The organism is Wolbachia endosymbiont (group A) of Yponomeuta plumbellus (assembly GCF_947251575.1).
Lineage (GTDB): Bacteria > Pseudomonadota > Alphaproteobacteria > Rickettsiales > Anaplasmataceae > Wolbachia > Wolbachia pipientis.
Genome location: NZ_OX366353.1, coordinates 1,349,813 through 1,360,679 on the forward strand (window position 1 = coordinate 1,349,813; position 10,867 = coordinate 1,360,679).

12 protein-coding genes and 1 pseudogene are annotated in these 10,867 nt (G+C 34.2%); 10 read left to right on the forward strand and 3 right to left on the reverse strand.

The window, feature by feature from the left end:
- Nucleotides 1-6 precede the first annotated feature (6 nt).
- The 5 genes and pseudogenes from OPR39_RS06770 to OPR39_RS06790 all read left to right on the forward strand — a co-directional run bounded on the left by OPR39_RS06770 (nt 7) and on the right by OPR39_RS06790 (nt 4,115).
- Nucleotides 7-258 (forward strand): phage tail assembly protein, encoded by a 252-nt coding sequence (locus tag OPR39_RS06770; RefSeq protein WP_015588509.1) that lies wholly within the window; start codon nt 7-9, stop codon nt 256-258.
- A 688-nt stretch (nt 259-946) separates the two neighbouring features.
- Nucleotides 947-2,541, forward strand: a pseudogene (locus OPR39_RS06775) (phage tail tape measure protein).
- A gap of 3 nt (nt 2,542-2,544) precedes the next feature.
- On the forward strand, nt 2,545-2,961 hold the full coding sequence (locus OPR39_RS06780; protein ID WP_191110947.1) for a phage tail protein: 417 nt from the start codon (nt 2,545-2,547) through the stop codon (nt 2,959-2,961).
- 10 nt (nt 2,962-2,971) lie between these two features.
- Entirely contained in the window at nt 2,972-3,145 is a 174-nt protein-coding gene (locus OPR39_RS06785; protein ID WP_255586148.1) for a tail protein X, read from the forward strand.
- Nucleotide 3,146: 1 nt separating this feature from the next.
- Entirely contained in the window at nt 3,147-4,115 is a 969-nt protein-coding gene (locus OPR39_RS06790; RefSeq protein ID WP_265039283.1) for a phage late control D family protein, read from the forward strand.
- On the opposite strand, the gene OPR39_RS06795 is transcribed toward OPR39_RS06790, so the two are convergent.
- On the reverse strand, nt 4,092-4,604 hold the full coding sequence (locus OPR39_RS06795; RefSeq protein ID WP_264711400.1) for an ankyrin repeat domain-containing protein: 513 nt from the start codon (nt 4,602-4,604) through the stop codon (nt 4,092-4,094). The two genes, OPR39_RS06790 and OPR39_RS06795, sit on opposite strands and share 24 nt — an antisense overlap.
- A gap of 148 nt (nt 4,605-4,752) precedes the next feature.
- Between OPR39_RS06795 and OPR39_RS06800 the strand changes: the two genes are divergently transcribed.
- The gene (locus tag OPR39_RS06800) at nt 4,753-4,971 is read left to right on the forward strand and encodes a hypothetical protein (RefSeq protein WP_264711399.1); all 219 of its coding nucleotides are present in this window, start codon (nt 4,753-4,755) and stop codon (nt 4,969-4,971) included.
- 4 nt (nt 4,972-4,975) lie between these two features.
- Nucleotides 4,976-5,896 carry a patatin-like phospholipase family protein gene (locus tag OPR39_RS06805; protein WP_264378081.1) on the forward strand — a complete coding sequence of 307 codons (921 nt, stop codon included), beginning with the start codon at nt 4,976-4,978 and terminating at the stop codon, nt 5,894-5,896.
- A 201-nt stretch (nt 5,897-6,097) separates the two neighbouring features.
- On the opposite strand, the gene OPR39_RS06810 is transcribed toward OPR39_RS06805, so the two are convergent.
- Nucleotides 6,098-6,241: a hypothetical protein gene (locus tag OPR39_RS06810; protein ID WP_226079608.1), complete on the reverse strand. Its 144-nt coding sequence runs from the start codon at nt 6,239-6,241 to the stop codon at nt 6,098-6,100.
- A gap of 527 nt (nt 6,242-6,768) precedes the next feature.
- Between OPR39_RS06810 and OPR39_RS06815 the strand changes: the two genes are divergently transcribed.
- From OPR39_RS06815 to OPR39_RS06825, 3 genes are all read left to right on the forward strand, one after another.
- Nucleotides 6,769-6,906 (forward strand): hypothetical protein, encoded by a 138-nt coding sequence (locus tag OPR39_RS06815; protein WP_265039285.1) that lies wholly within the window; start codon nt 6,769-6,771, stop codon nt 6,904-6,906.
- Nucleotides 6,897-9,368 (forward strand): ankyrin repeat domain-containing protein, encoded by a 2,472-nt coding sequence (locus tag OPR39_RS06820; protein ID WP_265039286.1) that lies wholly within the window; start codon nt 6,897-6,899, stop codon nt 9,366-9,368. The genes OPR39_RS06815 and OPR39_RS06820 overlap by 10 nt, the downstream gene beginning before the upstream one ends.
- Nucleotides 9,369-9,463: 95 nt before the next feature.
- A complete protein-coding gene (locus OPR39_RS06825; protein WP_174516910.1) occupies nt 9,464-10,543 on the forward strand; it encodes an ankyrin repeat domain-containing protein in 1,080 nt (359 codons plus the stop codon).
- A gap of 185 nt (nt 10,544-10,728) precedes the next feature.
- On the opposite strand, the gene OPR39_RS06830 is transcribed toward OPR39_RS06825, so the two are convergent.
- Entirely contained in the window at nt 10,729-10,860 is a 132-nt protein-coding gene (locus OPR39_RS06830; protein ID WP_264954044.1) for a hypothetical protein, read from the reverse strand.
- Nucleotides 10,861-10,867 lie beyond the last annotated feature (7 nt).

Below are 10,867 nucleotides of genomic sequence, written 5' to 3' on the forward strand. Positions count from 1 at the left end.
AAAACAATGCAAAAAATTAAATTAACTGAACCAATAAAAATCGATGGAATTTTAGTTTCAGAGCTAACTCTACGCCGTCCAAAAGTTCGAGATCGTTTAGCTGTTGAACGTATGGGTAATAGCGATGCAGAGAAAGAAGTAGCACTGATTGCAAATCTTGCAAGTATTTCAAGAGAAGCAGTAGAAGAATTTGATTTAGCAGACTACAATAAGATTCAAGAAACGTTACAAGGTTTTTTGTCTCAGCAGAAGAATTGAGGTTGAGCATATTATCACTTAGCTCAATGGTTGGTGGTGGAATCAATCAGTGGCTTGATATGGATATTGAAGAATTTATTACTTGGTTTGAAAGTAGCGGAAAATTATACAAATGAAGGCAATTTCTATAGTAATTGGAGCAACACTGCAAAGCAGTTTTAATAGTACGATAGCAGGTAGCACGAAGCAACTTTCTCGTATTGGTAGTACGATAAAACAACTTGAATCATCAAGTAAATCAGTATTCAAGTTTAAACAATTAAGCCACGATGCTCTGCTTGCTAGGCGTTCTTGGAATGAACTAGAAATAAAAACAAAATCTCTTGCTCAGCAGATAAAAAATACAGGAGCACCAAGTAAGAGCCTGCAAAACGAGTTTACAAGGTCTAAAACTGCAGCGCTGAAAGCTAAAACAGCTTATTTACAAAAAAGAAGTGCTCTCCACCATTTACGCACGGAGTTCAGTAAAAGTGGTAGAGATATAAAATCTCTTATTGGAGATCAAGTTAAACTTGGCTCTTCTATTGAAAAGCTTAAAAATAACTATACAGCTTTAAATTCCGTAATGCAAAAACGTAAAGGAGTTTTAGCACAAAGAGCAAATTTCAAAGCTCAAATGATGGATGCTGTGGCACTTGGCCTCACCCTTGCAGCACCACTTAAGGCTGCAATTAGTTTTGAGAGTGCCATGGCTGATGTAAAGAAAGTTGTAAAGTTTGAAGATACAGATGTAAATGGCTTGACAAAACTTGGTGAAACATTAAAGGGGATGTCACGAACAATTCCGCTATCTGCAGCAGAACTTGCGCAAATTACTGCAAGTGGTGGGCAGCTTGGTATTGAAGCTAAGGATCTTACGGTTTTCACAGACACTGTGGCCAAGATGGCAACTGCATTGATATGTCAGCAGAAGAGGCAGGAGATGCTATTGCTAAGCTCTCTAATATTTACCAAATTAAAATTGGTGAAATGAAAAGCGTTGGTGATGCGATAAATCATATCTCTGATAACACTGCCGCAAAAGCTAAGGACATTGTTCCTGCACTAAACAGAATTGGTGGTACGGCAAGGCAATTTGGCTTAACTGTAGCGGAAGCAGGAGCTCTGGCAAGTAGCTTCATTAGTCTTGGTAAGACCCCCGAAAAAGCAGGTACAGCAATTAATGCGATGCTCAGTAAGTTGCAAACAGCAAGTAAGCAAGGTGGCAATTTTCAAAAAGCTTTTCAGCAGCTAAAAATAAATGCTAAGGAATTTGAGAAAGCAATTGGCAAGAATGCACAAGGCACATTAGTTAAGTTTTTAGAAACAATTGCAAAACTAGATAAGCAAGAACGTTCTAGCGTTCTCTTTGATCTCTTTGGCCTTGAATATCAAGATGATATAGCACTACTTATTGGTAGTCTTGATGAATACAAAAAATCTTTACGATTAATAAACGGGGAATATAAGGGCTCAATGCAAAGGGAGTTTGAAAATAGAGCAAATACTACAGCAAACAACCTTCAGTTACTTAAAAACTCAATAGCAGAAGTAGGAATGAATCTTGGTTCTGTACTATTACCACCTTTAAATTTTACTGTTAATCTTCTGAGGTCAGCAACTACACAAGTAGCACTTTGTGCCAAGGAATATCCAGTACTGACTACAGTGATCATAAGTACGATTGCAACATTGATTAGTATTAAAATAGCAGCCATATCTCTTGGATATGCTTGGACTTTTGTAAAAGGTTCCTTATTTGCTCTTTTATCTACTTGGAAAATGTTTGGATCTGTTGTTACTTTGGTAAAAATAGGTCTTTCTGCAGTTTTTCCAGCAATAATTGCTGGATTTAAAGCATTGACAATTGCCGTAATGAGCAACCCTATGGGGCTGATTATTGGTGGTCTTGCTGTTGCTGCAACTTTGATAATTACCAAATGGCAAGTGGTAAAGAACTTTTTTGTTACTATCTGGGAATCGGTAAAAATTGTATGGAAATCTTTTTCTGATTGGGTAGGAAAGTTTTGGAATAATATTACTCAGCCTTTTAAAACAATCAATAATCTATGGAGCAAAAAAAATGAGGCTAAACTAGAAGTTAGATCTGTAAGTAATACTATAAGCGACGCCCTTAAGCACCCAATTGCAGCGCACAATAAGACTATAGAGAATAAAACACGCAATAATCACTTTAATGTTAATATTCACCCAAGCTCTGGACAAGACGTACGTAGTATTGCTGATGAAGTAATGGAGCGAATTAGAGAGCAATTTAGTGGCGCACTTTATGATATAAATTAAATTATGCTGTCTCTTGGTCCATATAGATTTTCATTAACTGAGCGAGGTTTCACACGCAGGAATGAATATCGCTGGCCTGCACTTGAGCGTATTGGAGAAAAGCCATTACTTCAAAGTATTGGTCCTGGAGAGGACGTTATTGAGCTTGCGGGAGTAATCTATTCAGGAGGACTGGGGCAAATAAATAATATGCGAAATTTATCGAAACCTCTTTTACTCATTGATGGCCAAGGTAACATTTTAGGCCATTTTGTTATTGTGAAAATAGAAGAAACGCAGAGATATTTTTTTCCAAATGGTGAAGCAAGAAAGATTGAGTTTCACTTAAGTTTGAAGCACTATGATAACGTGTTGTCAGACGGATCACTAAATAATCCAGTTGATGATATACAACTTGATAATGATATATTACAAAACTAAGGAAAATGATATGTTAGATTTAATCTGCTGGAACTACTATGGATTCAGCTCAGGAGCAGTTGAGATTGTGTTAAGAGCTAATCCTGGGCTTTCAGAGTACGAACTTCTTCCTGCAGGATTAATCATTAAACTTCCTGTTATTCAAAAAGAGACACAAAAGCAAGTAGTAAAACTATGGGATTAAAATGACACCAGACTTTAGTATTTCAGTAGAGGGAATTTTAATCACTGAGTTGATAAAAAGTCGGTTAGTATCAATGCATATTACTGATGAAGCTGGAGTAATAAGTGATACTGCTGTAATTCATCTTGATGACCGTGATTCATTATTTGAAATTCCTAGAACTGGGGCAAAGCTAAATATTTTACTTGGGTATAAAGAAACTGGCATTGTGCCGATGGGAGATTACATAGTGAATGAAATTACGCTACAAGGCCCGCCACAAGGACTAAAAATCAAGAGTCATGCAGCGGATCTAAAAGAGTCATTAAAGGAACAAGTGTTTAATGAGTGGCATCAAATCACCTTAAATGATTTGGTAAAAAAGATTGCAGACAAACATAGCTATCAAGCTAAGGTTGCTGCAGAGTTTGCAAATATCATGATATCACATATTGATCAGACTGCAGAGAGCGATATGCATTTTTTAACCAGGCTTGCTCAAATTTATGGAGCAATAGCAAAACCTGCTGGAGGGTATTTACTGTTTGTTTCAAAAGGAAAAGCAAAGTCAGTTACCGGAAAAACTTTAAGCACTATTACTTTAACACCTAGAGATATTACAAATTGGAAAGTAAAATTTAATGAGCGTAATCAATATGGCTCGGTTATTGCTTACTGGTATGATTATGAAAAAGCAGAGACAATAACGGAAAAAGTAGGTGATCAAGAACCAAGCTATATTTTGCGAGATATTTATGCAAGTAGTGATTTGGCACAAAGTGCAGCATCTGCGAAGTTGAATCAGCTGATGAGTAATGCAGCAACACTCAATGTCACAATGCCAGGAAATCCTGAATTATTTGCTGAAGCAAAGATTAATCTTTCTGGATTTCGCAAAGGAGTTTATGGTAAATGGATAATAAATAGGGCTGAGCATGTAATTGATAACCTTGGCTATCGTACTATATTAACAGCAGTTATGGGAAAATAAATTGATAATTTCCTCATAAATATCTTTTTTTTCTTTATTATTGTTTAATTCCTCTACAGCAAGATCTAAAGGAGTTTTTTTATCTTTGTTTTTAGCAAGAGGATTTGCTCCATTTTTCAGTAGAAATTTAACAATTTCCAAGCGTCCTTCCTGTGCAGCATAGTGCAAAGCTGTCCAGCCAAAAGCATCAGTAGTGTTTACATTAATGCCTTCTTCAATTAGAAATTTTACAACTTCCAAACAGCCTCCGCTTGTAGCATAGTGTAATGATGTTGCACCAAAATGATGAGTAGCATTGATATCTACTACATTTTTTATTAAGGATCTTACAGTATCTAAATTACATTTTTCAGCTGCAGTAGATAATGTTTCCAGATCATTGCCACTTGCCTTACTTTTTATTGGCACATCTTTTGATAATTGGTCTGTACTAAAGTGCTGATACAGAACAATAACGCATATCATCGGTATTATTGAACTTGTTAACAATTTCCAAAAAAGGCTAGATTTCATGTTGATTATATTATTTACATCGCTTGTTTAGTGCAACTAATTAACTTTATTTTAGAAAAGATTTTTTGGACGTATTTTTGATGAATCTTGTATATGTATATATACAACTTTTCCTTTAAAAAAGATGACAAACACAGGAAAGATTCCTATGGCAGTAATTGCTACTATGGTGATACAAACAATAGCATTGATCTGGTGGCTAGCTAAGCTCGACTTAAGAGTGCATATGCATGATAAATTTATAGAGCAAAATCAAAGGACTACAGAAATCATCTATCGCCTTGAAGAAAGGGTCAAAAACCTTGCTGAGGAAGTTAATGAACTTGAGCAGAGACAAAAATAAAAAAGTGGCAAAGTATATTTTATCTGTTGATGGAGGTGGAATCAGAGGAATAATTCCTGCCATTATTCTAGCAGAAATTGAATCTAGAACAAGAAAGCCAATTTCCCAGATTTTTGACTTAATGGCAGGAACCTCAACCGGTGGGATTATTGTTGCTGGACTTTGTAAAAGCAATAAACCTCAATACTCTGCCAATGATTTAGTTGGACTGTACCAAGAGTATGGAGCTTATATCTTTCAATCATCATTTTGGAGAAAATCAATTGCTTCTTGGCTGAGTGGTTCTCAGTACTCGTATAGAAATATGGAATTTATTCTCAACAAATACTTTGGTGAAAGTACTATGGCCGATGTTGCAAGTAATCTACTGCTCACCAGTTATGACATTCACAATAGTTGTGAATTTTTCTTCAAAAGTTGGAAAGAAAAAAACATTAAGTTGAAAGATGCACTCAGAGCTACAACAGCTGCTCCAACGTACTTCACACCAAAACGTCTGAAAATTAGCCAAACAGAGAGAGTGTTGATAGATGGCGGAGTGTTTGCTAATAATCCAGCAGCTTGTGCATATGCAAGTGGCAAGAGATTATTTCCAAATGATGAGATTATACTGCTATCAATAGGCACTGGTGGAACAGATAGAAGTATAAAGTATGCTAACTCAAGGAAATTTGGCAAAATAGGGTGGATCAAGCCACTACTGAATGTGATGTTCGCTTCTGGATTGGATTGCGTTGATTATCAACTAGAACAAGTAATAGATGATAAATACATAAGAATACAATCGCAATTGAAAGTAGCATCGACTGAGATGGACAATATTACACTCAAAAATATCAAATTTCTTCAGCAAGAGGCAAGTAAAATGATAGAGGATAACCAGAAAGTGATAGACAAATTCTGCAAGCAAAATCGAAAACTATAACTGAGCTAGAAAAACAAAATAAGCGAGTTTCTAGTATCTACTTTAATAAATTTACTAAAATATTTTTTTAATATTATATATTGAATACAGAAGCACAAGAATTTCATCCAGTAATGCAGATAATTAATTATGTAATCACCTTTGTTGGTATTTTAATATATTGTGTAGAAATCAGTAAACTAATGTTGCTTTTAATTCAGGTTAAGTTTTGGAAGCGTGATTTTCAAGTTCCTCAATAGATAAATCTGTTATTTTAGAAATAGCATCAACAGAAACGTCCAACATACGTAGATTATTTGCAACCTTTATTGACTCTGCTTTGTAAATCGGGAATGTTGCTACCAAATGTTGACATTAAACTTTATGATATGAGGTATCTTTGATGTTTTTACGCTACTAAATTCATGATATCCATCTCTTGGCGATTTAAGCCTATTTTTAGAGTATTGATAAAAAGACGATAAGACCCCTTCTACATCTAAAGCCTAAAATGCAATTCTCAGATGATCTCTGACAGACGTTTTTTTCATCAACACATTCAAAACAATAAAAAGATTGAATATTTCTTCACAATTGTGTATAATTATTAATGCTTTGGTGCACGTAACGATTATACTTTAAAAAGAATGTTGGCTACTGAGAAGAATGAAGACATCTTCATCAGAAAAAAAAGGGGCAAAAACAGAGAAAATTGATGTAACTACTTAAGGCAGGTGTCTCTATTGCAGCTGAGACAGCTGATCACTCATGATCAAATAAAAAAGTTATAAGCACACAGATTGGATCACAGTATCTTTTTTAAGAAGAAGATTTATCTTGCTTAAAAACTTGTAGATACTATATTTTACATAAATTCTTCATGCGAGGCCTTTATGTTTACTAATAGAATATCTAATAATCTGGATCAGCTACAATTTTTTGTAGAGTTTTTAAACGAAAATTATGAAACTCAGAAACATCTTAGTCTTACACCACTACATTTAGCAGCAGGAATGGTCAGTTGGATTTAGTCAACACTTTATTAGGAGGGGGTTTAGATATTAACTCAGAGATTAAGTACGATGGCTTTACGCCACTGTATTTTGCAATTGCAAAAAATCACTTAGAGATGGTTAACTTTCTTATTGCTCATGGAGCAGATGTAAACCATAGGGCCATTCTAGGCTTTACACCTTTAAGTTTTGCATCCCAGCAAGGATATTTAGATATAGTCAACACCTTGATTGCAAATGGAGCAGATCTTAGTACTAAAACAGATAAACTTAATACACCTTTACACCTAGCAGCAGAGAATGGTCGTCTAGATATAGTAAATGTTTTTATTGAAAAGGGATTAGATGTTAATGCTGTAAATAATGATCGAGCAAGACCTTTGCATTCTGCAGTACAAAATGGTAACCTCGAAGTAGTTAAAGCTCTTATTTCACAAGGGTCTAATATTAACGCTGGATCTTCAGGCATAGGTAATCGTAAAGTTGATGCAAACATTACACCCTTACATCTGGGAACACAAACTGGTAGGTTAGATATAGTTAAAGTTCTGCTTGAAGCGGGAGCAAACGTTAATGCAAAAACAGATGATAAGATTACACCTCTACATTTAGCGTCTCAAAATGGCTTTTTAGAGTTAGTAGACATTTTACTAAAAGCAAAATCTAATGTTAATGCTAAGGATTATGAGAATCTTACACCCCTACATTTAGCAGCAGAACGTAATCACTTTGGAGTAGTTAAGTCTCTTCTTCTCGTAAGGGGAATTGATGTTAATGCTAAGGACCACGATAATTCCACAGCTTTACATATAGGATCTCAGAATGGTCACTTAGAAGTAGTGAAGCTACTAATAGAGAAAAAAGCCAATGTTAATGCTAAAAAAAACGAAGGTTTTACACCTTTGCATCTAGCAATTCAGCAAAGTCATTTCGAGGTGAGTGATTTTTTAATTAAAAATGGAGCAAACATTAACACCGTGGATGATCAGAATTGGACTCCTTTACATAATGCAGCATATAATGGTTTTTCTTTAAAAATAGTAGAGAGCTTAATTGCAAAAGGAGCAAATATAAATGCAAAGATGGATGATGGTAGAAGAGCTCTACATTTGGCAGCAGAACATAATCACTTGGAAATAATGAATTTCTTGATTGAAAATGGAGCAGATATTAATGCTCTAGATAACAGAAGTTGGACTCCTCTACATTGTGCAGCATATGATGGTAGTTTAGAAGTTGCTAAATCTTTGCTTGATAAAGGAGCAGACATTAATGCTAAAACAGTTAAAAGTACTACACCTCTACACTTTGCAGTAGACCATGATCATTTAGAGGTGGTTGAATTGCTCTTAGAAAAGGAAGCAGATATTAATGCTTTAGATCACACAAATTGGACTCCTTTACATTTTGCAGCAGAAAAAGGTTATGATCAGATAGCAACCGTTCTATTGAAACATGGTGCTGATGTAAATGTAAAAGAAAATCAAAATAAAGGCACAGCCCTACATCTTGCAGCTCAATATGGTCATCCTAAGGTAGTTAAAACTCTTATTATAAATGGAGCGGATGTTAATGCAAAAATGGATAAAAATGCTACGCCTTTACACTTAGGGGCACAAATTTGTAATTTAGATATAGTTAGGTCTCTACTTATGAGCGGAGCATACTTTAATGCTAGAGCTGAAGGAGGTAGATATGTTTTACCATTACACTTTGCGGAAAGAAGAGGAAACCCAGAAGTAATAAAATTACTAAAATTGGTTGAGAAGTTATTTAAGGCTATAGAAGATAATAATTATTTAGGAATTGAGAGTTCCATTAGAGATGGAGCAATCATTGATTCGAAGAACGTGGATGGAAGAACGCCATTACATTATGCTGTTAATAATGGGCACATAAAAGTTGTAAATATCTTGCTAGCAAATGGAGCTGATGCTACTCAAGTTACTAACAAGGGTAATACACCATTACACACTGCTGCTTCCAAAGGTCATAAAGAAATTATTGAAGCTTTGTTACAACGTGTAAGCCACAATAAATTGAGTGATTTTATTAATGCTAAAACTACTTCTAGTGGTACTACATCACTTCATGTTGCAGCTAAAGGTGGCTCCTTGGAAGTTGTAAAATCTTTATTAAAACATGGTGCAATTTATAACATCAAGAATAAAGAAGGTAAAGCACCACTTGATCTTTCTCGAGACCAAAATATTACTAACCTATTGAAATTAGTAGAAGAGCTGTTTGAGAATGCAAAAAATGGTAATGTTGAAATTATCAGTAAGCTGAAAGCAATAAAACCTGATGAGCGCGTAGCTGTAACAAATGCTCGTAATGATCAAGACAAGTCATTAATCCAGGTTGCAGTAATCAATAAACACTCAAACCTTGCAAGTAGATTATTAGAAATATTAAAAAGTCCAGATCAGAGTTTACAAGATGTCAGCGTAGAAAATCGAGTAAAGAGTTTAAAGTTATAGCTCTCTTAAATGAAACTCTAATGAGGGTGCCAAGATCTAGAAAATATACAAAAATTTTGTTACAAAATAGTGAAATTTAGGAGGATTTTAAAAATATGCTAAATAATAATATTAACAAAGAATTAGAAAAAGCAGTCTATGAACGAAACTTAGAAAAAGTTAAAGCTCTTTTGTCTGCAGGTGCTAATGCTAACCTTAGAGTAGAAAGGAATAGAGATACGTTACTTCATACTACTAGTAGTGTAGAAATTACTAAAGAGCTTTTGTTAGGTGGTGCCGAAGTCAATTCAAGAAACATGTATAGTGAAACTCCACTACATTCTGCTATAACACTGGGGAAGGAATTAGAATTAGTTAGAGAACTTCTGAAACATGGTGCTGATGTAAATGCAACAAACCGTAAAGGCAATACTGCACTGAACCATGCTGTAAAAAAAAGTGGTAAAAATCTGGAAGTAGTTAAAGAACTATTAGAATATGGAGCTGATATTAATATAAGAAATCGTGAACGACGGCTTTATGATAATTGTTCCACATCTTTAGATAACGCTGTAAGTGATCTAGCATGCGCTAAATTGTTGATTAAATTTACTTTAGTAAGGAACTTCAATAAGGATTACGGAAAAATTATTGACTTATCTCCTTATAAAGGATGCAGTAATTACAGTAAATTATCAAGTTATCTAGATGACTGTGTTTGTGAAATTCTTCAAATGAAAACAGATGAAATAAAAGATAGCCTTCCACTATATGAATTTGTTACAAATAACTTCAACATACATGTACTATATAATAATCAATTATCTGTAAGACTAGCAAAAATTGATTATTCCATACGCTATCCTATATATAATGATATCATATTAGATAAGGTAAAACCTTTTTTAGAAAGAGCAGATTTGTTAAATAAGTTAAGTAAGATACAATTTTATACTAAATTAGATGTGGCAGATCAAGATGCCAAAGAAAAGAAAATTATTCTGGATCATGATTCTACATATAATATAACTGAATATCTATCTAATGATAACTTGTTAAACTTTATAGTAGCGTTTGATGATTCCAATAAACGTACTTTTCAATCTTTAAGTTCCTTAAATAATCTCGTAGAGCCTGGTACAAGACTTTATGAAACTTCTATAAGTAATGATACCAAACGTGCAAGATTAGAATAAATACATTTTTTGTCAGTACTAGAGTTTTTTATGAACAACAATTAGTCGTATGGTTCCAGAGAGGTGATACATAAGAGATTGCTATAATGCCAAAACACTAAACTTAGTGCTTTTTTATGTAAGTTGATCATCATTTCTCTTTGTTGTTTTCAAACGGGTTATTATTAGTAGGTGTTACTAATAATTTAAACAACCAACACATTTCCCACACCCAAAATCAAATGTTGTGAAGGCTTTTCGTCCTGAAATTGCAGGATTAGTAGATATTCTCTCAAAAATATTTTATTAACAAAAGATGCTATTTTAATTTTTGCCATATTAAGT

What these genes read in the sequence shown, in the direction of transcription:
- OPR39_RS06785 (WP_255586148.1), top strand. Translation starts at nt 2,972, where the DNA reads ATGTTAGATTTAATCTGCTGGAACTACTATGGATTCAGCTCAGGAGCA.
- OPR39_RS06800 (WP_264711399.1), top strand. Translation starts at nt 4,753, where the DNA reads ATGACAAACACAGGAAAGATTCCTATGGCAGTAATTGCTACTATGGTG.
- OPR39_RS06790 (WP_265039283.1), top strand. Translation starts at nt 3,147, where the DNA reads ATGACACCAGACTTTAGTATTTCAGTAGAGGGAATTTTAATCACTGAG.
- OPR39_RS06770 (WP_015588509.1), top strand. Translation starts at nt 7, where the DNA reads ATGCAAAAAATTAAATTAACTGAACCAATAAAAATCGATGGAATTTTA.
- OPR39_RS06815 (WP_265039285.1), top strand. Translation starts at nt 6,769, where the DNA reads ATGTTTACTAATAGAATATCTAATAATCTGGATCAGCTACAATTTTTT.
- OPR39_RS06830 (WP_264954044.1), bottom strand. Translation starts at nt 10,860, where the DNA reads ATGGCAAAAATTAAAATAGCATCTTTTGTTAATAAAATATTTTTGAGA.
- OPR39_RS06780 (WP_191110947.1), top strand. Translation starts at nt 2,545, where the DNA reads ATGCTGTCTCTTGGTCCATATAGATTTTCATTAACTGAGCGAGGTTTC.
- OPR39_RS06825 (WP_174516910.1), top strand. Translation starts at nt 9,464, where the DNA reads ATGCTAAATAATAATATTAACAAAGAATTAGAAAAAGCAGTCTATGAA.